The organism is Paenisporosarcina macmurdoensis, from assembly GCF_042658845.1.
GTDB classification, from domain to species: domain Bacteria; phylum Bacillota; class Bacilli; order Bacillales_A; family Planococcaceae; genus Paenisporosarcina; species Paenisporosarcina macmurdoensis.
Genome location: NZ_JBHSRI010000003.1, coordinates 1 through 21,450 on the forward strand (window position 1 = coordinate 1; position 21,450 = coordinate 21,450).

The window sequence follows — 21,450 nt, forward strand, 5'->3', positions numbered from 1 at the left end:
AACATCTTGCCATGAAGCAAAATGGTTTATTCGGTATTAGCCCCGGTTTCCCGGAGTTATCCCAATCTACAAGGTAGGTTGCCCACGTGTTACTCACCCGTCCGCCGCTAAAATCAGAAGAAGCAAACTTCTTCATCATTCCGCTCGACTTGCATGTATTAGGCACGCCGCCAGCGTTCGTCCTGAGCCAGGATCAAACTCTCCATAATAGGTGAGTCGATTAGCTCGACTTTGTTGCTGGCGTCAAAAATTTGACGTTTATAATGAACGGTTAAGTTCAAGTTTGTTTTCAATACCAACAGGTGTCGGCGTAAGAAAACGTTTGTGCTTCCGGCACCGAAGTGCGTTCCGCTTGTTAGTTGACGTTTTGCTGTTCAGTTTTCAAGGTTCATTTTGTGTCGCGTGTTTTGGCGACTTATCTAATTTAGCATCGTGAAGTGTGAGAGTCAAGCACTTTTTAAATCTATTTTTTAATCTATTTTTAAAAACTCACTTGCTTAGCGACGTTTACTATTATAACCAGTGTTCCATCCTTTCGTCAAGAAAAAAATAAGACACTTTATAAAGTGTCTTATTCGCTACGTACCTCTTGATCAATTGGTTCAACTTTATAATATCGATGGAAGATATTATTACTTTTCGTTTCCACTCGTTCAATATGAATATATCCTTTATCAACAAGGAATTCGATAAAGACTTCTAAGTCAACAGAGTAGTTACGAAGCTCTTCTTGTTCATGTAATTCCTGAATCGTCCAGTGCTCTTTTTTACTCATCACTTCTAATATATGACGCGAACCATCCTTCGTTCTAGAATGAATCATAAATTCACTAGCTAAAAACAGGAGTTCTAATCTTTTATCAATGGCTTCATCACTCGATAGAAGTTCTTCATACAGTTTATAGATAGCAGGCTCCATAATTTTGACTTGCGACCAAACGGTTACTTCTGGATGTAGCCCATTTTCAAAAACAGCTAAGCGTGCAAGATGATGTAATGAATCCACTATGTGATTGTAAGCATCCATATAGTTTTTTTGTTCAAAGAAAACTTTTCCTTCTAAATAACGACGAATAAGTTTTGCAAACTCTATCCCCATTTTTATTTTACGACCGTAAAACGGAAAATCTTTGAGTTCTGTTTTTAATTCATGAACAAACTCGTTTCGATCGAACATGACCCGTCCGTAAAAAATCCAATCTACGATTTTTCGATTTGTTCCGAGAAGCAACCATTTTCGTAATTGTTTCTCCGTGACAATGTGCATCGCAGCTTTTTTATCATTAAACGTATAATGCTTTGTAAAAACAGGTTGCTCAGCGTCTTTTGCTAAAATTAATAAGATGGTATCGAATGTATCTGTGATTTGACTAACTTTTTCTCTCTTCTCGATTAAGATTACACCGAGCGTGTTTGGTTGGCTCGCTCTTTCCTGATAAATAGGACGCAGAATTTGTTCCAACGATAGTTCCCCCTCAAAAAATAATCAAAATGGTATATGTACTTTTTTCGACAAAGATTGTTAGATTCCTTCAAACGATTTACACTACCAATTATGGTATAGTAAACATGATTAAGGAGGAACACAATATGAAACCTTATAAAAATAAAATAAATCGAATTCGTTCGTTTGCATTATCACTAATATTTATCGGATTTGTCATTATGTATATCGGAATCTTTTTCCGAGAACATGAAATCATTATGACATTGTTTATGTTCTTAGGGCTACTTGCAATTTTAGGTAGTACAGGAGTTTATGCATGGATTGGGATGTTATCAACTAAAGCCGTTCAAGTTGTTTGTCCAAACTGTGGTAAGTATACGAAAGTATTAGGCCGCGTTGATATGTGTATGTATTGCCGAGAACCGCTTACGCTTGATCCTTCTTTAGAAGGTCAAGAATTTGACGAAACGTTAAATCGAAAAAAATCATAATTGATAAGGCCAACATTCATATTTTGGATGTTGGCTATTTTTTTGTGCAAAATAAAAAAGAGCAAGTTACTGCTCTTTTTTATTATTGAACTTTTGTAGCTTGTAAAACACATGTCGGGCAAGTACCGTAAATTTCCATCCGATGAGAACTCACTTGGAAACCAGTTACGTGAGAAGCTAAATGTTCAACTTCATCTAGTCCTGGATAATGAAAATCAACTATTTTGCCGCATGAATCGCACATAATATGGTAATGGTCATTGGTCACAAAATCAAAACGGCTAGAAGAATCACCATATGTTAATTCTTTAACTAATCCCGATTCTCTAAATACTCTAAGATTATTATAGACTGTTGCGACACTCATATTTGGAAATTTAGCTTCAAGTGCTTTATATATATCGTCTGCAGTTGGATGGATCATAGATTGAATGAGAAATTCTAAAATCGCATGACGCTGTGGTGTAATTCGAACTCCAGTAGATTTCAAAGTCTCCAATGCGTCGCGTAAATGCATTTCAGTCATCGCCATGCACCTCACTTCATAAAGATTCTTATTTTGTAATCGTTATAATTAGTATAAGGAAGATGTGAGGTGAAAGTCAACAATAACCCTTTATATCAAGGGATTACTCAGCGTGTAATCCTATTTCTTTTTGTCCTAGACGGAAATTAATAAAGCGTGCAGCAACAAACAAGAAATCTGATAGACGATTTAAATAGGCTAACACTAGTGGAGAAACATCTTCACCAATACTTACAGCTGAACGTTCGCCACGACGCACAATAGTCCGAGCAACATGAAGAGCTGCCCCTGCTGGGTGACCACTCGGTAATATAAAGTTAGTTAATTGAGGTAACTGTGCATCCCATTGGTCAATCCATGTTTCCAACTTCGTGACTTCACTCTCTTCTAACTTCCACTTCACTTCTTTGCCTGCTGGTGTTGCTAATTCTGCCCCGACATGGAAAAGTGTCGTTTGTATTTGATGGAAAGCTTGTTGAACTTCTTCTTTTTCTTCAAAAAATTCATTTTGTACATAACTCATGGCGAGTCCAATCATCGAGTTTGCTTCGTCACACGTACCATAAGCTTCTACAAGTGCATCATTTTTAGCTACTCGAGAGCCATAAATTAGTGAAGTTGTTCCTTTGTCGCCCGTCTTTGTGTATATCTTCATGTTAATACCCCTTTTCTACATCTATTACATTTTGAAAATCTGTTCCTTCATTAAGCCATTCCTGAAGGTTTTCCATAAAAATTTCTATAGCTCGTGGAACATACTCAGAAGAGTGACTTGAAACATGGGGGGAAATGATTACCCCATCCATGTCCCAAAAAGGATGATCTTCTCCTAATGGTTCATTTTCAAAAACATCCAATACGGAGAACGAAATTTGACGTTCTGACATCGCTTTTATTAATTGTTCTTCTATTATTAAATCCCCACGCCCAAAATTCATGAAAATGGCATCTTTCTTCATCAGGACAAAATGATTATATGTAAGCAATCCACGTGTTTCTAGCGTACTTGGCAAAACTGAAATGACAATATCTGCTGTAGGTAGTGTTTCATCTAATTGTTCAAAATTAATCATACCATCCATGTGTGGCGCTTGATCCCCCGAACGATTGCAACCAATTGTTTTGACGCCAAACGCTTGCAATAAACGTCCAATTTCACTGCCAATTGCACCTGGCCCTAAGATTAGAGCTGTACTTCCAAAGAGTTCACTCGAACCAGAGCGTTTGCTCCATTCACTCTTACGTTGTTGAGAATAAATCCACGGAAGTGACCGCTTGATTGATAATAAATGTGCCATAACAGATTCTGACATGGGTGTTTTGTGAATGCCTTTTACATTTGTAATTAAAATGTTCCGCTCACCAATTTCACGTAATGGCATTTTTTCTAACCCTGCTGAAGCCACCATTAACCATTTCAAGGCTAGGGCTTGGTCTAGTGTTTCTTTAGTTATGTCTTCGCCATATGTCATGATAATCTCCGCTTTTTGTAGTTCAGTTTTATCTTTACTTGTTGAAAAAGTGAAATTCACTTGAGGAAATTCACTCCGCAATCTTTCCATTAATTCTTCTTTAACAGTGAAAGTAAATAAAACATTTGTCATTGGACAGTCCCTAGTTCACGTAATAATCCTAGAGCCTCTTCTACATGTCCTTTAACTTTTACTTTTCGCCACTCTTTTACCACGGTTCCAGTCGGATCAATTAAAAATGTGGAACGTTCGATTCCCATATATTCTTTCCCATACATTTTTTTGAGTAACCAAACGCCATATGCTTCTGAAACAGCATGGTCTTCATCTATTAATAATGAAAATGGCAGTCCATGTTTTTCAATGAACTTCGTATGCGCTTTTTCTCCGTCTGGACTGATGCCTAAAATGACCGCATTCAAATCACTGAAGGATTCATGTGCATCTCTAAAGTCACAAGCTTCCGTTGTACAACCCGGTGTTGCATCTTTCGGATAAAAATAAAGCAATACATATTGTTTTCCTGCGTAATTACGAAGTGAGACATCCTCACCTTTTTCATTTTTTAGTGTAAAATCAGGTGCTTGCAAACCTTCGAGTGTTGTCATGTATAATCCCTCCACTTTACTATTTGTTTAATCGTACCGAATAATGGACAGAGTTTCAATTTTCTTGGCGTTCTCATTCCTTTTTGTCTATTATTAAGAATGGTAGATAAGGAACGGAGGATTTTTTTATGAAGAGAACAAATTCCGAGGCATTACACGAAGAAGCATTAAAACATATCGTTGGTGGGGTAAATAGCCCATCACGTTCATACAAAGCTGTAGGCGGTGGTTCACCAACAGTCATGGAAAGAGCACAAGGCGCATATTTTTGGGATGTAGATGGTAACAAGTATATTGACTTCCTCGCCGCTTATGGTCCTATCATTACAGGGCACGCACATCCACATATCACAAAGGCTATAACGAAGGCTGCTGAAAACGGCTTGTTATATGGTACACCAACCCCCCACGAAGTAAAATTCGCCAAAATGTTAAAAGAAGCAATGCCAGGAATGGATAAAGTACGTTTTGTAAATTCAGGAACTGAAGCTGTCATGACGACGATTCGTGTGTCACGTGCTTTTACAGGTCGTAGTAAAATTATGAAATTCGCAGGATGTTATCATGGACACTCTGATTTAGTTCTCGTTGCTGCTGGATCCGGGCCGGCTACACTTGGTATTCCTGACTCTGCAGGTGTTCCTAAATCGATAGCCAATGAAGTAATTACAATTCCTTTTAACGACCCAAAGGCATTCCAAGAAGCAATGGATCAATGGGGAGAAGAAATTGCCTGTATTTTAGTGGAACCGATAGTAGGAAACTTTGGAATTGTTGAGCCAAAAGAAGGCTTCTTGCCTCTCGTTCATAATATTGCGAAGGAAAAAGGTGCTCTTATTGTCTACGACGAAGTCATTACAGCATTCCGTTTCCATTATGGTGGTGCTCAAGATATGCTTGGGTTAACTCCTGATTTAACAGCACTAGGAAAAATCATTGGTGGCGGTTTACCAATCGGTGCATATGGTGGACGTAAAGAGATAATGGAGCAAGTAGCTCCACTTGGACCTGCCTATCAAGCGGGAACTATGGCAGGCAACCCTGCGTCTATATTATCTGGAATTGCTTGTTTAGAAATATTAAAGCAACCGGGTATCTATGAAGAGTTGGACCGCTTAGGTGCAATTTTAGAAAAAGGGATCTTAGAAGCTGCTACTAAACATAACGTGACGATTACAATCAATCGTTTAATTGGCGCCTTAACCATTTACTTCACCGATGTGACAGTTGAAAATTACGATCAAGCTGAAGCAACAGATGGTGAGATTTTTGGTCGATTCTTTAAACTAATGTTAGAACAAGGCATCAATTTAGCTCCATCTAAGTATGAGGCTTGGTTCTTAACAACTGCCCATACCGAAGAAGATGTTATGCAATCGTTAGTCGCAGTAGACCACGCATTTTCACAACTTGCGTAAGTTCCGGTTGACCCACAAGCATTGCTACTGTAAGTTAGGTAAAAGCTTGGAAATAAGAAAGGAAATACTACATTTATGAAACTTGGTGCACGAATCGTTAAAACGGGTGTCGCAATCGTTTTTGCGCTGTTCTTGGCTGATTTATTGCATTTACCGTCTCCTATCTTTGCAGGAATCGCGGCTATATTTGCCCTTCAACCGTCTATTTATCGCTCATATTTATCCGTTATTGAACAAATCCAATCAAACTTAATAGGTGCTGGAATTGCCGTTCTTTTCGCCCTCATATTTGGTCATCATTATGTTGCAGTTGGCTTAGCTGCCGTTATTACAATCGCAATTATGTTGAAATTAAAGTTAGAGAAATCCGTTTCCTTGGCACTTGTAACTATCATTGCCATTATGGAAGTACAGAGTGATGATTTTATACTATTCGCCCTCATTCGTTTTACTACGATTGTGGTTGGTGTACTCGCGGCATTTGTTGTTAATCTAGTGTTCATGCCACCTAAATATGAAACGAAGTTATTTCATTCGATTCATCTGACAACTGATGATTTAATTCGCTGGACGAGATTAGCGAAGCATCAAGCGTCTGAACACACGGCAACCAAACAAGCACTTGAAAAATTGCGAGAACGTCTAATAAAAATCGATCAGTTTTACTTGTTCTATAAAGAAGATCGTAGCTACTTCCGTAACGAAAAACGTGCGAAAGCCCGTAAATTAGTAGTCTATCGCCAAATGATTTCTGTAGCTAATAAGAGCTGGGAAGTTTTAAAACGACTTCATTTATATGAAAATGAATTAGCCAATCTACCTGAGCATTTCCGTTTAATGATTCAGGAACGACTCGACTTTTTATTAACGTATCATGAACAACTTCATTTGAAATATACCGGGAAGCTAAAACCTGAGCATTCTATATGGATGGGAAATGAAGCTTTACTTAAACGTCATGAAGTAATGGAGATTTTCGCACGAGAAATCGCGCTATCTAAGGAAGAAGAAATATTTTCCTCCTATCATTTACTACATGTATTGTCCGCAGTATTAGATTATGAAGAACAGTTAGAGCATTTGGATACGCTTATCATTTCTCATCAAAGTTATCATGGTGAAGAAATCAAAGTCGAACTCGAAGACGGCTTCTAAACTAAAAGCAGTCATCTCTTTATTGGGATGACTGCTTTTTTGTGGATTAACATATTTTCTGGCGCGGAGAGGACATTTTCGAAACTACTGTCTTACTCAGGAGGAATGGTGTCCATCTGCAAGCGAATCGGCGGAAATTTATGTTGAATGGGCGGAAGGCTTCCTGTGAGTGACATACATATACTTGTTTACCTAAAAAGAAGCTATCCAGGAAAATGGATAGCTTCTTCTATTTAACTCTTCATTCGTGGATCTAATGCATCACGCATACCGTCACCCATTAAGTTAAACCCTAATACAGTTAACATAATAGCTAGGCCTGGGAAAAACATCGTCCATGGTGCATTGATGAAATTCACACGAGCATCTGCTAACATTTTGCCCCATTCTGGAGTTGGTGCTTGTGCGCCAAGACCTAGGAACCCTAGTGCAGCCGCTTCAATAATAGCAGTAGCAATAGCTAGTGTTCCTTGCACAATTACTGGAGCCATTGAGTTTGGCAAAATATGTGAGAACAAGATACGGATATCTTGCATACCGATTGCTTTTGCTGATGTAATATATTCTTCTTCTTTTATACTCAAAACCTTGGAACGTATTAAACGACCAAAGTTAGGCACGTTAATAATCGCAATGGCAATTAAAGCATTTTGTAGAGATGGTCCTAATACTGAAACAACTGCGATAGCTAGTAAAATACTTGGGAAAGCGAGCATAATATCAAAAACACGAGAGATGATTGTGTCTATCCATTTGCCATAATACCCTGCTACAATTCCTAAAATACTACCAACTACTACCGAACCGATTACAGAAAAGAATCCAACCCATAATGAAATTCGTGCTCCATGAATGATACGAGATAAAATATCTCTACCAAAGTCATCTGTGCCCAACCAAAATTGACCAGAGGGTTTCAGCAGTCGATTGCCTAACGCTTGCTCATTAATGCCTTGAGGTGCTATCAAAGGGCCAATCAAAGCCACGATGATAAAGAATAGGACAATCCCAGCGCCTACGACGGCAACTTTACTTTTCTTAAAGCTTCGCCACGCTTCATACCAAGGGCCAGCTACTTTATCTGATTGTGGTGCTACATTAGTTGATTTAGGCTCCATTTTGGCCATGTTGAGATTCCTCCTTCTTAATCATATTTAATTCGTGGATCAATTAAGCTGTATAGCACATCAATGACTAAGTTAATCATAACGAAAATAAATGCTACTACTAGAATGCCAGATTGAATGACAGGATAGTCACGGAAGTTAATTGCTTCATAAATATAACGACCGACTCCAGGCCATCCAAAGATTGTCTCCGTTAATATCGCGCCTCCAAGAAGCATCCCCATTTGAAGACCAATAATGGTTAACACAGGAATAATCGCATTTTTTAATGCATGTTTGTAAACAACCCAGAACATTTTTTGACCTTTCGCACGAGCAGTTCGAACGTAATCAGAACGCATTACTTCAAGCATGCTAGAACGTGTCATACGTGCGATAATCGCCATCGGAATAGTCGCAAGTGCGATACCAGGCAACACTAAGTGTTTTAAAACTGTGCCTAATTGATCAAACCTACCTTGCATAATGGTGTCTAGCACGTATATGTTGGTCATTGATTCTACAGGATTTCGAACTTCTTCACGACCCGTAGTTGGCAGGATACCTAGTTCAATACCGAAAATGTATTGAAGCATTAACCCTAACCAGAAGATCGGCATTGATACACCTACTAATGCTAAAATCATAGCCGTATAATCAAACCATGAATTTTGGAACCACGCAGAAATAATACCTGCATTCACTCCGACAATAACAGCTACTACGATAGCGAATAGAGACAATTCAAAAGTAGCTGCTAAGTATGTCCAAATTTCATCTGTAACAGGATTCATCGTACGCATAGATTCTCCAAGATCACCTGTTAAAAGGCCCTTTAAGTAATCAAAGTACTGAATATACCAAGGATTATCTAATCCCAGTTTTGCGCGAAGTGCAAGAATTGCTGATTCTGATGCTTGTTGCCCCAATATTACTTGGGCTGGATCACCCGGTATTGCTCGAATAATCATAAAAACAACGAATGTCATGCCTAATAGTACGGGGATTAATTGTAAGAGTCTTCGTCCGATATAGTGAAGCATTGTCTTCACCTCTCCATCTAATGCAGTATGTATTGCAATGAAAAGCGGAGCGGGACACCTTATGGTGACACCCACATAGCTAGTCACAAAAAATTGAAATAGATTTATCTTTGTGTAGTCATAAAAAAATGGGAAGAAATCACGAAGACTTCTCCCCATCAATCTGTCTTTTACTTGAAGTCTACTTTATTTAATCTATCAGATCCTGTTGGATGTGGTGTAAAGTTTACCAAATCTGCGTTACCCGCAAGAAGTGGTGTTGAGTGTGCAAGTGGTACCCAAGGTGCTTCTTCGAAAATGATTTCTTGCGCTTGAGCGTAAAGTTCATTTCGCTTGTCTTCATCAACTTCTGATTGTGCATTAATTAAGATATCGTGAACTTCGTCATTGCTGTAGTAAGCATAGTTATTGCTTCCGATATTGTCTTTATCAAGCAAAGTGTATAGGAAGTTATCGGCATCACCATTATCGCCAGTCCAACCTAACATGAAGGCATCTGCTTCACCATTTTTAGTTTTCTCTAAATATGTTGCCCATTCATAAGAAACGATTTTTGCTTTAATGCCAATGTCAGCTAGGTTTTTTTGAATAACTTCTGCCACTTTAGTGCCATCAGGCATATATGGTCTTGGAACAGGCATTGCCCATAGTTCCATTTCAAAGCCATCTTCTAGACCCGCTTCTTTAAGAAGTGCTTTTGCTTTTTCAGGATCATATTCATATCCTGCAATATCATCGTTATAACCACTGATTGATGGTGGCATTGGGTTTTTTGCAACTTCTGCTCCACCATTAAAGAATGCATCAATGATAGATTGTTTATCGATTGCATGATTCATTGCTTGACGTACTTTTACATCATCAAATGGAGGTCGAGTATTAGTTAAACCTAAGTACCCTACATTCATTGATGGACGTTCAAATAATTGTAATTTAGCATTATCTGTTACTGTTTTAGTATCTGTTGGGTTAATCCCGTCAGCTAAGTCAATTTCGTTTGTAGATAAAGCATTCAAACGAGCTGAGTTATCAGGAATTGCACGGAAAATAACTTTATCTAATTTTGGTAAGTCTTTATCCCAATAATCAGCGTTTTTATCAATAGTTATTGAATCATTTTTCTTCCATTCAGCAAATGTAAATGGACCTGTACCAACTGGATTATCTCCAAATTTGTCGCCAGATGCTTCAAATGCTGTTGGGCTTGCAATTGCGAACGGGCTCATTGCAATATTTTTCAAGAAAGGAGATTGTGGACGTTTCAATGTGAAAACGACTGTAGTATCCCCTTCTGCAGTTACAGATTCGATTACATGACCTTCGTCACCTTTAAAACCACCAAACATTGAAGCGTAGTAAGGGAATTGATCTTCAGTTCCATTTGCCCAACGCTCAAAGTTTTTCACTACTGCTTCTGCATTAAAATCTGTACCATCGTGGAATTTCACACCTTCACGAAGTGTAAATGTATAAGTAAGTCCGTCTTCAGAAGGCTCCCATTTAGTTGCAAGACCTTCGTTAATTGTTGTATCTTGTTCACCAAAGTTTAATAGTGTTTCAAAAATGTTTTGTGTTACTTTAAATGATTCTCCATCAGTTGCTCTTGCAGGGTCTAGAGATACAGAATCTCCACCACGACCAAATACTAAGATCTTAGGCTCTGAACTTTCTCCGTCATCCCCTTTATCACCATCTGATGAATCAGACGTACATGCTGCTAAAACCGTCGAGAGGATTAGCATTACTAACAAAGCAAGTGACCACAGTTTCTTTTTATTCAAATTGACCCCTCCAAATTTTCTATTTATCATTGTTGCGCGTGTTCACCATATAGGTGACAGGCAACAGAATGACCTGTTTCAAGTTCTTCTAGCTTTGGTACGATTTTTGTACACACATCCATTTTAAACGGACAGCGCGTGTGGAATGTACATCCGGACGGCGGATTTGATGGACTAGGAATATCTCCTTTAATAAGGATTTGCTCCCGCACAAAATTCGGATCCGGAACCGGTACAGCAGACAATAAAGCCTGTGTATAGGGGTGTAGAGGCTTATCATAAAGCTTCTCACTTACTGCGACCTCAACCATTTTGCCAAGGTACATAACCCCTACTCGGTCACTTATATGCCGCACAACACCTAAGTCATGCGCAATAAATATGTAAGTTAGGTTTAATTCTTTTTGCAAATCTTGCATTAAGTTCAAAACTTGCGCTTGGATCGATACGTCAAGTGCAGACACCGGTTCGTCTGCAATGATGAGTTTAGGATTCGTCATTAAAGCTCTGGCAATCCCAATACGTTGGCGTTGCCCTCCACTAAATTGGTGAGGATAGCGTTTTGCATGGTAACTACTTAACCCAACAATTTCAAGGAAATCGCGGACTTTCTTTTTGCGCTCTTTTGAATCACCAATTCCGTGAACGATTAAAGGTTCTTCTAAAATCTTCTCAATTGTATGTCTTGGATTGAGTGATGCGTATGGATCTTGAAAAACCATTTGAATTTCACGACGTGCTTTTCGCATATCGTCATTTGAAATACTCGTCAATTCTTTACCATCAAAAAACACTTTACCTTCAGTTGGTTCTAGCAATCTCATAAGCATGCGACCAGTAGTAGATTTCCCACATCCGGATTCTCCTACAATTCCTAAAGTTTCACCTTTATTAACATAGAAGGAAACATCATCAACAGCCTTTACATGTCCAGAAACTCGACTAAGTAAGCCTTTGCGAATAGGGAAATATTTTTTTAGTCCTTCAACTCTCAATAAGGGTTCTGTCATGAGTCAATACCTCCTGATCTTGGTACAAGAAGCATCTTGTCTTATGCACAGACGAAGTTTGATACAAGTCTGGATTCTCAGTTAAACACTTATCAAATGCAAATTCGCAACGTGCTGCAAATCGACATCCTGTGCTAATGGAACCTGGTTTTGGAACGTTACCAGGAATCGAATACAATCTTTGTTTTTTAAATCGCATATCTGGTACAGATTGCAACAATCCTTTTGTATACGGATGTTGAGGATCCTTAAATATGATAGGAACTGGTCCTTCTTCAACAATTTGACCAGCATACATAACAACGACTCGTTCACATGTTTCAGCAACTACACCGAGATCATGTGTAATCAGCAGCACAGCCGTATTTAAACGTTCATTTAAATCCTTCATTAATGCTAAAATTTGAGCTTGAATCGTTACATCTAGTGCTGTGGTTGGCTCGTCCGCAATTAATACTTTCGGATCACACACCAAAGCCATCGCAATCATGACACGTTGTCTCATACCACCCGATAATTGATGAGGATAATCTTTCATCAATTCTTCAGTACGTGGCAGACCTACTAAATCCAACATTTCAATCGCACGATTTTTAGCTTGTTTTTTCGACCAATCTTTTTTATGAATAAGAATCGCTTCCATTAACTGGTTGCCGATTGTGAATAAAGGATTTAAGGACGTCATTGGCTCTTGGAAAATCATCGCCACATCGTTCCCTCTTACTTTACGCATCTCTTTATCACTTAACTTCGTTAAATCTCTATCTCCAAAAAGAATTTCTCCACCTGTAATTTTCCCTGGAGGACTTGGTACTAGACCCATTATGGATAAGGATGTAACACTTTTCCCACAACCGGATTCACCTACGATACCAAGCACTTCTCCTTCGTGAACAGAAAAATCAATATTGTCTACTGCTGGAATTACACCGTCATCTGTAAAGAAGGACGTTTGAAGACCTTTTACTTGAAGAATGGCTTTACGTTCACTCATGATGTCCCTCCTTTTACGAAACTAAACATTATTTCAGAACATTCGATATGTTCCTTATTATACAAAGATTAATTATAATTGCAATAGTTTTTTTATAAGTAGTACTTATTTTATCCGATAAAAAAAGGGCCTCCATTTAAGGAGAACCCATATTAATCCATATCTAATTGTTGAACCTGAAATAAATTGTAATATATACCCTTCGATTCCATCAGTTCGCTATGCGTTCCTTGTTCTTTTAATTCACCATGATCGATAACGAAAATTTGATCCGCATGTGTAATTGTCGATAGACGATGTGCCACAATAATCGTTGTTCGGTTGTGTGCTAATCGTTCTAAAGAGTCTTGTATCAAGGATTCGCTTTCTAAATCTAGAGCAGACGTTGCTTCGTCTAGAACTAAAATAGGAGGGTTTTTCAAGAACACTCGGGCAATGGCTACTCGTTGTTTTTGTCCACCTGAAAGCTTGACTCCCCGCTCTCCTACTTTGGTGTCATAACCTTCAGGAAGCGAAATAATAAAGTCATGCGCATTGGCAGCTTTTGCCGCTTCAATTACTTCGTCATCCGTAGCATCTGGTCTTCCCATTAAGATGTTTTCTTTTACAGAATCACTAAAGAGTATATTATCTTGCAATACTATTCCGATGTTCTCACGTAAAGAATTGATTTTCACATCTCTAATGTCTAAATCATCAATTTTAACTGAGCCACTTGTTGCATCATAAAAACGAGGAATCAAACTTATAATAGTAGATTTCCCTCCACCACTCATCCCTACAAATGCAGCAGTCTGGCCTGGCTCGACGGTAAAATTCATATTATTCAAGACTAAATTGTTTTCTTCTTCGTATCTGAAAGAAACCCCGTCGAACTGAAGTTTACCTTTAACAGATGATAAGGCTTTCGCATTTGGTCCATCTTCGACATCATACTTCTCATCCATTAATTCAAACACTCGATCCATAGACGCATATGCTTGCGTTAATGTAGTAGAAGAATTCACTAATCTTCTTAATGGATTATAAAGTCGTTCGATGTATGCAATAAATGCAACCATTGTTCCGACAGTTAAGTTTCCATTTATGACTTGGTAACCTGCATAAGCAATTACTAATAGCGGTGCGACATCTGTAATTGTGTTTACAACTGCAAAGGCTTTAGCATTCCATTTTGTATGATCCACTGCCTTTTCTAAAAACTCACCATTAGCTTTATCAAAAATTTGTTGTTCATGTTTTTCTAAAGTGAAACTTTTAATGATACTCATCCCTTGAACACGTTCATGTAAATAACTTTGAACACCAGCAAGGGCTTGTGATCTCTCTCGCGTTAAATCTCTTAATCGTCCAAAGAAGAATTTCACACTAACTGCATAGAACGGGAATGCCAGTAGTGTTACTAATGTAAGAGGTATATCCATCGTTAGCATGATTGCTACAGCAATAATAATTGTTGCTAAATCTAGCCATAAATTCATTAAGCCGATCATCACGAAGTTCTTCGTTTGTTCCACGTCATTGATCACTCGTGAGATGACTTCGCCCACTCGTGTATTCGAGTAAAAACGTAAACTCAAGCGTTGCAGATGACCGTATAGTTCTTGACGGATATCGTATAATATTTTGTTACTGACTAATTGAGCATAGTATTGTCTGTAATATTCAATCGGCGGTCTCACAATGAAGAAAATGAGCGCTGTTCCACCTAACCAGTAAAATAACTGCGTTGTTTTTTCAGCATCCGTCAATGTATCAACGCTTATGATATCGTCTATGACGATTTTAATGAGTAACGGAATAAATAAAGGAATGGCAAATTTCACGATTCCGATGACAACTGTAAAAACAATTTGCCATGTATAGGGTTTAACAAACTTCATATATCTTTTCGTACTGCTCATACATTAACCTTCCTTTTCAAAAAATGAAAAACCTGTTGGATTTCAACAGGTATCATTTACTCGCTTATTTTAAGTTGCTTGTGAAATAGATAACGATTTGTCCACACCTCAATAAAGTCTGGTGCAAATGGTCCTTTACGCTGTTTAATCCAACTAATAAGTTTTTCCACATTGCGATGCAAAATTAAATCAATTGCTTCAGGATAATCCATTTGTTTTTTATGATCTTCAAATTCATCTTCGTCTAGAATCGTATAAGTCATATCTGGAAAGACTTTTACATCCAAATCATAATCAATGTATTTTAAAGATTGGTTATCGTAAATAAATGGTGAACTTATATTGCAGTAATAGTACACACCATCTTCACGCAACATACAAATGATATTGAACCAATGTTCCGCATGGAAATAACAAATCGATGGTTCGCGTGTTAACCAAGTGCGACCGTCAGACTCGGTAACGACTGTTCGTTCATTCGCGCCGATAACAATATTCCTTGTTCCTTTGAGAACCATTGTTTCTTGCCAGACGCGGTGGATTTTGCCGTTATGTTTGTAGCTGTGGATCTGAATCGTTTCTCCTTCTGCTGGTATTGACATGGATAAGCCCACCTTTTCGTCAAAGCACAAAATATTTATATATTGTATTGTGTACCCATTATAACAACCTCTATGTAAAAACTGTAGCAAAAAAATCAGCGAAGGCATAAAGCCCTCGCTGATTGGAAGTGAAAAACTCATTATTTTGTTGAATTGTTGTTGCGGTTTGAAGCTTTTTGTGCAGATTGTTGATTTTGTTTTTTTACTTCAGTTGGATTTGTTTGAGAAGCAAATTCTGCTCCAAACTCACTACGATTGTTCATACCGCCTTGTGGTTGTGTAGCTTTTTGTGCTGATTGTTGATTTTGATTTCTTACTTCAGTTGGATTTGTTTTAGGAGCAAATTCTGCCCCAAACTCAGTATTATAATTGTTAGTTCCTTGAGGAGTTGTAGCTTTTTGAGCAGATTGCGCATTTTTTTGCTTAACGTAATTTGCGTTTGTTGGTTGGTTGCTGTCATTTTTATTTGCCATGTGTATTTCACCTCCATGCTCATTAATGTGTGCAGAAAGTGAAATTTTATTCTTAAATTTTTTTACATGACGATTGAACGTCCACCATCAACAATAATTGTTTGACCACGAATCATATCTGAGCCGTCAGAAATCAAGAACATCGCCGTTTTCACCATATCGTCTATTTCAACCATGCGACCAGCTGGCGTGTTTTTTCTCGCGTCATCTAATAACTCTTCACGATTTGGAAAATGTTTTAACGCATCTGTATCAAGTGCTCCACCTGAGACAGTATTGACCGCAATGCCTTTAGCAGCGAGTTCAACAGCTAAATAACGTGTTATTGATTCAATTGCAGCTTTTGAAACCCCAACTGTTGTGTAGTTTTCCAAATAACGGATTGACCCTAATGAACTAACGCCCACAATTTTACCGCCGCGATCCATTAATTTAGCTGCTTCTTGCGCTCCAAATAACATCGCTTTGGCATTAATGTTCATCGTCCAATCCCAGTGAGATTCTTCAAGTTCCATCACTGGACGAAGAACGCCCGATGCAGCATTGCTTACAAAAACGTCTAAACGGCCAAATTCTTCGCGAATAGTTTCAAACATTGCTTTTAATTTTTCCATGTCTCCTACATTCGCACGAATAAGAAGTGCTTTTTGACCAAGTGCTTCTATTTCTTTTACGGTTTCAAGTGCCGCTGTTTTGCTACGTGCATAGTTAACAACAACATCATATCCATTTTTCGCAAGTTCAATCGCTATTGCTTTTCCTAGTCCTCGGCTACTACCTGTGACAAGAGCCACTTTGTTTGCTGTCATATTAATTTCCCCTTTCAATGTATGCCTTCCATATTTTTAACATCGGAACAGGCATTGGTACTTCTTTTATTTCTTCTATAGTTAACCATTTGCATGTGTCTAATTGGCTTTCTCCAACTGCATGTCCAACAAAACAGTTCATTTCCCATGTTAAATGAGAAAAGACATGTTTAAAAGTACCTAAATCAATTTCTTTTGAAAAATGTATAGCATAACGTTCTTGTAATAATAGAATGGTATCCATTTCTTTTAATGCGTGTTCAATCATAGGGAACTGATACATATTCGCTAAAAGACCTGTTTCGGGTCTTTTTTCCATTAGAAATTGTTTGTGCTCATTTTGGGCAACATAGATATCATAGTGTAACGCTTTTGTTTTTTTATTTTTTGTTTTAATAGGTAAATCATTTTGTTCCCCTGCGAAGAAAGCAGAACAATTTTCACGCACTGGGCATAATAAACATTTCGGAGAAGTCGGAGTACATATAACTGCACCTAACTCCATTAACCCTTGGTTGAATGAAGATGGGTCTTGCACATCGATGATTTCTGAGACAGCTTGTTCAAAAATTTTTCTAGTTTTTGGTTTTGCAATATCTTCTTTAATAAGAAGTACTCGTGACAAGACACGCATTACATTGCCATCCACTGCATGTTCAGGTCTGCCGTAAGCAATACTCAAAATTGCCCCAGCTGTATAAGGTCCTACACCTTTTAATGTTGATATTTCTTCTCTTGTCTGTGGTACAACACTGTTGTAGTTTTCAACTACTTCCCTTACACCTGCTTGTAAATTTCTAGCACGTGAGTAGTAACCTAGTCCTTCCCACTGCTTCAAGAGTTTTTCTTCATCAGCACTTGCTAACTCTTCCATGCTAGGAAAAGCATCAATAAAGCGATTATAATATGGAATAACTGTGTCTACCCTCGTTTGTTGCAGCATGATTTCAGATACCCAAATTTTATAGGGGTCTGAAGTCTCTCGCCAAGGTAGATTACGCTTTTCTTCAAGATACCATTCAATTAAAGACTTTCGAAATGTGATTTTATTGAATTCACTCATTTTTTCACCTAAATTCTGTTGATTACTCCCTATACATTTCGGGTATACCAAACTGAAGAGAGTAATCATACTATAAAGTCTAACCCGTTGTTATTTTAACAAAAATATCTTATGATGAACAAAATTATTCGGACAATCTCCGTTCGAAGGAGTTGAGACAGTTGGATACAGGTACTCATATAGTAATGGGAATTGCTTTAGGCGGACTTGCTATGATTGATCCAGTCGTTGCTAACCATTCAATGACAGCAACAGCAGTTATAGCCGGAACCATCATTGGTTCACAAGCCCCTGACGTTGATACAGTATTAAAATTACGAAATAACGCCGTATACATTCGCCACCATCGCGGCATTACCCATTCCATTCCGGCTGTATTATTATGGCCACTTGGGATTGCAGGGGTGCTCCATTTAATCATACCAGGTGCAGATTTACTGCATTTATGGTTATGGACGTTTTTAGCCGTATTCTTGCATGTATTCGTCGACATTTTCAATTCATACGGCACACAAGCTCTTAGACCGTTTTCTTCTAAGTGGGTAGCGCTTGGGGTAATAAACACATTTGACCCGATTATTTTTGGATTACACATTGTCGCCCTGCTATTTTGGGCATTCGGAGCTGATCCAGTCTTCACCATACTGTTAATGTATGGAATCATATTCGTCTATTATCTACTCAGATTTGCTGTCCAACACGCCGTTAGACATGCTGTTAGGAATACAATTCCGAGTGCTGAAGAAATCATCATTGCACCAACGATTAGATTTTTCCAGTGGCGGATTGCCGCAATTTCACCAACGCATCATTATGTAGGACGAGCATATGGTCGTTCAATCAATATTTATGATCGCTTTGAGCGCAAGGAAATTCCAGATTCACCACTTGTAAAAGCTGCTTTAAAAGATAAAAATTTGCAAGCATTTATTTCATTCTCACCGATTTATCGTTGGGAAATCACGGAACATGAACATGTTTACGAAGTGCGCTTAATCGATTTACGCTACCGTAGTAACGATTATTATCCATTTGTTGCTGTTGCTCATTTAAATGAAGAGTTGGAAATTCTTAATTCCTATACAGGTTGGATTTTCAGTGAAGACAAGCTTCATAAAAAATTAGACTTTATGCCAAATTAAAAGAGAACTGTCCTAAAAGTCATAAAATATGACTAAGGGCAGTTCCTTTTTTATTTTTAGTGAAAGCTGATTTCCATTTCAGACGGACGCTTTCCGCGGGCATGGCCTCAGCCTCCTCGACGAGCAAGCTCGTCTGCGGGGTCTTCAGCTCATGCTATTCCCGCTGGAAAGATATTGGACGAACTGTCAATTCGTCCAATATCTTTGCGACGAGTAAGCGCAGGAGCACATGTTTTTCTCGCCGTCTTCCACTGCAATCAACCTTAAGTTCATCATGTGCAAAACAGACAATAATAAATGGTTACATTTTCAAATGTAGGTACAGAAAAAAGAGAGCATTTTTGACTATCACAAATGGGATGCTAAACAACATCTATCTTACACATAAAAGCGGGTATTGGCTTCCTTACCACGGGCGAACAGGCAAGGCTTCTCACTCGTTCCTCAGCATGGGTGTCAATAAACCCCGTTTTACGCAGAGTCGCATATTCCCTAGCTTTTAGTACTCTTGATACTATCGAAAGAGCATTTGTGCCTTGTTTGCCGCAAAAAGCCTCTATATTACATTTATATTTACAGGGATTTTTGTTGATTGGAATGGAGGCGGCGACTCCAGCGGAATCAGCACGAACTGAAGACCCTGGACTGAGCATCGCGAAGGAAGCGGCTGAAGTCGTGCCCGCGGAAAGCGTCCGCCGCAATGGAAATCAACATTTTTTCTACACGGTCGTGTACTTTTTATTGCTTATGTTAAATAACAGTTTATTAATTGTAGTAAAGGCGGCGACTTCAGCGGATTCAGCACGAACTGAAGTCCCTGGACTGAGCATCACGAGGGAAGCGGCTGAAGTCGTGCCCGCGGAAAGCATCCACCGCAACAGAAATCAACATATTTCACACTCTAAAAAGGACTACAAATACACTGCTATTGAATTAAATCATCATCATCATTTTTTAGTAAATGAGCATATTTCGGATTATTTCCAGCAAACTCATGTATGCGATCGCCGTAGCTATTAATCCATTGACGAATTACCTTTTCTGCAACCTCGGCACCTTTATAATCATATCCCGCTTTTGCATATGATGATTCAAAGTCAGACCATAATAATTCAACCCATACGCGTGCTTTAGAAGCAGACAGTGCTTCATTTTTTGCAGCAAGTTCTTCTATTAATTGCTCAATTCGTTCTTCAATTTTTTCGGTCATATTATTTACCCTCCTTTAATGATTTCAACATGGAGATTGGTAATGCCTCAGCAAATTTCTCTCCACCCATACGATATCCCCAAGCAAAACGACCTTTTAAATAATCTACTTGGAAAAACACGCCTGGATCTCCTTCTATTCGATATACTTCACCAGGAACAAACTGTGCGGGATCGACTAAATAAGCTTGTGCCATAATCGCTTTCCGCTCCAACACGGCATATTCATTTACATAGCCAAGTTGACTAGCTTTTCTTGCTTTTTCAAGCAAATTAGCAATTTCTTGTCTCAACTCTGATTCAATCATTTGGCTGTACTTTTTTTCAATCGCCATCTTCTTCTAACTCCTTTTTCTCAATAAACATTTCGATTTGTTCAGATGGAAACCCTTTTAAATACAGGGCTTGTTTAACTCTATTCTTACGATCATAACCTGTGAATTTCACAGAAACTTTCCGCCAAATCTTGTCTCCTTGATCAGCGATCATTTCTTCCCACTCATCTTGCTCTGTTTCAAATTCAATTCCCTCAATTACTTTGCTTATAATCGCATACGAGTATCCTTTGCGCAATAAGGTATCCTGAATTTTTTGTTTTACTTGTCTTGGTGTTTTAGATGATTGTTGGTTGGCAATTTTCTCAGCCAATCCTTGTGCTACTTCAGTTTGATCATCTTCAGTATACGTTTTGAGCACTTCCTCTTGTAGCGATTTTTCGATCCCTTTATTCCTTAATTCCTGTTGAATGGCACGAGGTCCCTTTTTGCTTGTCTTCTTTTGAGTCTCAAGCAAAGCCTTTGAAAACGATTCGTCATTTAAAAACCCTAAATGGTATAATTTTTGAATAGCTTCCAAAACAACAGCTTCACCGTATTCTGCATCAAGCAATTTCTTTTTCACTTCATATTCGCTACGCATGCGAAAGCTTAAATAATCAAGGGCTTTATTAAATGCTTTTCGGACTTCATCGTCAAAAACAATTTCATCGCGCTCAAAGTCTTCCAGATCTTTGCCTTTTGATAATTGGTATTTCACTAACAGTGATTCATCTACTGCAAACGCATATTTTTCCTCTATATAAATGTTATAACGTTCGGGATTATTTTTTTGACGTGCTATTTTTGTGATTATTACCACTATCTCACCTCATATTCTCTACTTAATAAGTATACACATTATTGATGGCACATTCATTTG

The 21,450-nt window shown here is 38.3% G+C and carries 22 protein-coding genes and 1 rRNA gene; 4 read left to right on the forward strand and 19 right to left on the reverse strand.

The genetic code is table 11. The annotated features are described in order from the left end of the window. A 16S ribosomal RNA gene (locus ACFPYN_RS03920) occupies positions 1-209 on the reverse strand; the annotation flags it as partial. Between the two features lie 362 nt (positions 210-571). Continuing rightward, complete coding sequence (locus tag ACFPYN_RS03925; protein WP_377732644.1) at positions 572-1,462, reverse strand: nucleotidyltransferase-like protein; 891 nt, start codon at positions 1,460-1,462, stop codon at positions 572-574. A 128-nt stretch (positions 1,463-1,590) separates the two neighbouring features. On the opposite strand from ACFPYN_RS03925, the gene ACFPYN_RS03930 reads away from it, so the two are divergent. Next, positions 1,591-1,938 carry a YgzB family protein gene (locus tag ACFPYN_RS03930; RefSeq protein ID WP_377732645.1) on the forward strand — a complete coding sequence of 116 codons (348 nt, stop codon included), beginning with the start codon at positions 1,591-1,593 and terminating at the stop codon, positions 1,936-1,938. Positions 1,939-2,020: 82 nt separating this feature from the next. Here the strand turns inward: ACFPYN_RS03930 and perR are convergent, their stop codons facing one another. From perR to bcp, 4 genes are all read right to left on the reverse strand, one after another. Further along, positions 2,021-2,464, reverse strand: a complete 444-nt coding sequence (gene perR / locus ACFPYN_RS03935) for a peroxide-responsive transcriptional repressor PerR (protein ID WP_377732646.1) — start codon at positions 2,462-2,464, stop codon at positions 2,021-2,023. 103 nt (positions 2,465-2,567) lie between these two features. Next, a complete protein-coding gene (locus tag ACFPYN_RS03940) occupies positions 2,568-3,119 on the reverse strand; it encodes a cob(I)yrinic acid a,c-diamide adenosyltransferase (RefSeq protein ID WP_377732647.1) in 552 nt (183 codons plus the stop codon). A 1-nt stretch (position 3,120) separates the two neighbouring features. After that, positions 3,121-4,068, reverse strand: a complete 948-nt coding sequence (locus tag ACFPYN_RS03945) for a D-2-hydroxyacid dehydrogenase (RefSeq protein ID WP_377732648.1) — start codon at positions 4,066-4,068, stop codon at positions 3,121-3,123. After that, a complete protein-coding gene (gene bcp / locus ACFPYN_RS03950; protein ID WP_377732649.1) occupies positions 4,065-4,544 on the reverse strand; it encodes a thioredoxin-dependent thiol peroxidase in 480 nt (159 codons plus the stop codon). The genes ACFPYN_RS03945 and bcp overlap by 4 nt, the downstream gene beginning before the upstream one ends. Positions 4,545-4,672: 128 nt before the next feature. Between bcp and ACFPYN_RS03955 the strand changes: the two genes are divergently transcribed. Both ACFPYN_RS03955 and ACFPYN_RS03960 read left to right on the forward strand, forming a co-directional pair. Continuing rightward, entirely contained in the window at positions 4,673-5,962 is a 1,290-nt protein-coding gene (locus ACFPYN_RS03955) for a glutamate-1-semialdehyde 2,1-aminomutase (protein ID WP_377732650.1), read from the forward strand. 75 nt (positions 5,963-6,037) lie between these two features. Beyond that, entirely contained in the window at positions 6,038-7,117 is a 1,080-nt protein-coding gene (locus ACFPYN_RS03960; RefSeq protein WP_377732651.1) for an FUSC family protein, read from the forward strand. Positions 7,118-7,350: 233 nt separating this feature from the next. Here ACFPYN_RS03960 and ACFPYN_RS03965 read toward each other — a convergent pair whose 3' ends face one another. The 10 genes from ACFPYN_RS03965 to mutY all read right to left on the reverse strand — a co-directional run bounded on the left by ACFPYN_RS03965 (position 7,351) and on the right by mutY (position 17,902). Further along, complete coding sequence (locus ACFPYN_RS03965; protein ID WP_377732652.1) at positions 7,351-8,244, reverse strand: ABC transporter permease; 894 nt, start codon at positions 8,242-8,244, stop codon at positions 7,351-7,353. 17 nt (positions 8,245-8,261) lie between these two features. Next, entirely contained in the window at positions 8,262-9,266 is a 1,005-nt protein-coding gene (locus tag ACFPYN_RS03970) for an ABC transporter permease (RefSeq protein ID WP_377732653.1), read from the reverse strand. A gap of 170 nt (positions 9,267-9,436) precedes the next feature. Next, positions 9,437-11,047 (reverse strand): ABC transporter substrate-binding protein, encoded by a 1,611-nt coding sequence (locus tag ACFPYN_RS03975; RefSeq protein ID WP_377732654.1) that lies wholly within the window; start codon positions 11,045-11,047, stop codon positions 9,437-9,439. Positions 11,048-11,073: 26 nt separating this feature from the next. Next, the gene (locus ACFPYN_RS03980; protein WP_377732655.1) at positions 11,074-12,057 is read right to left on the reverse strand and encodes an ABC transporter ATP-binding protein; all 984 of its coding nucleotides are present in this window, start codon (positions 12,055-12,057) and stop codon (positions 11,074-11,076) included. Next, entirely contained in the window at positions 12,032-13,051 is a 1,020-nt protein-coding gene (locus ACFPYN_RS03985; RefSeq protein ID WP_377732656.1) for an ABC transporter ATP-binding protein, read from the reverse strand. Before ACFPYN_RS03985 ends, ACFPYN_RS03980 begins: the two co-directional genes overlap by 26 nt. Positions 13,052-13,203: 152 nt before the next feature. Next, the gene (locus ACFPYN_RS03990; RefSeq protein ID WP_377732657.1) at positions 13,204-14,955 is read right to left on the reverse strand and encodes an ABC transporter ATP-binding protein; all 1,752 of its coding nucleotides are present in this window, start codon (positions 14,953-14,955) and stop codon (positions 13,204-13,206) included. Between the two features lie 56 nt (positions 14,956-15,011). Continuing rightward, the gene (gene ntdP / locus ACFPYN_RS03995; RefSeq protein ID WP_377732658.1) at positions 15,012-15,557 is read right to left on the reverse strand and encodes a nucleoside tri-diphosphate phosphatase; all 546 of its coding nucleotides are present in this window, start codon (positions 15,555-15,557) and stop codon (positions 15,012-15,014) included. A 140-nt stretch (positions 15,558-15,697) separates the two neighbouring features. After that, positions 15,698-16,030, reverse strand: coding sequence for a gamma-type small acid-soluble spore protein (locus ACFPYN_RS04000; RefSeq protein WP_377732659.1), 333 nt, complete (start codon positions 16,028-16,030; stop codon positions 15,698-15,700). Positions 16,031-16,092: 62 nt separating this feature from the next. Continuing rightward, the gene (gene fabL / locus ACFPYN_RS04005; protein WP_377732660.1) at positions 16,093-16,839 is read right to left on the reverse strand and encodes an enoyl-[acyl-carrier-protein] reductase FabL; all 747 of its coding nucleotides are present in this window, start codon (positions 16,837-16,839) and stop codon (positions 16,093-16,095) included. A gap of 1 nt (position 16,840) precedes the next feature. After that, on the reverse strand, positions 16,841-17,902 hold the full coding sequence (gene mutY / locus ACFPYN_RS04010; protein ID WP_377732661.1) for an A/G-specific adenine glycosylase: 1,062 nt from the start codon (positions 17,900-17,902) through the stop codon (positions 16,841-16,843). 161 nt (positions 17,903-18,063) lie between these two features. Here mutY and ACFPYN_RS04015 point away from each other — a divergent pair, with 161 nt between their 5' ends. Continuing rightward, entirely contained in the window at positions 18,064-19,044 is a 981-nt protein-coding gene (locus ACFPYN_RS04015) for a metal-dependent hydrolase (protein WP_377732662.1), read from the forward strand. A gap of 925 nt (positions 19,045-19,969) precedes the next feature. On the opposite strand, the gene ACFPYN_RS04020 is transcribed toward ACFPYN_RS04015, so the two are convergent. The 3 genes from ACFPYN_RS04020 to recX are packed head-to-tail and all read right to left on the reverse strand — an operon-like array spanning position 19,970 to position 21,390. Then, entirely contained in the window at positions 19,970-20,242 is a 273-nt protein-coding gene (locus ACFPYN_RS04020; protein ID WP_377732889.1) for a YfhJ family protein, read from the reverse strand. Between the two features lie 13 nt (positions 20,243-20,255). Beyond that, positions 20,256-20,588 (reverse strand): YfhH family protein, encoded by a 333-nt coding sequence (locus ACFPYN_RS04025; protein WP_377732663.1) that lies wholly within the window; start codon positions 20,586-20,588, stop codon positions 20,256-20,258. Beyond that, a complete protein-coding gene (gene recX, locus ACFPYN_RS04030; protein ID WP_377732664.1) occupies positions 20,578-21,390 on the reverse strand; it encodes a recombination regulator RecX in 813 nt (270 codons plus the stop codon). The genes ACFPYN_RS04025 and recX overlap by 11 nt, the downstream gene beginning before the upstream one ends. Between the last annotated feature and the right edge of the window lie 60 nt (positions 21,391-21,450).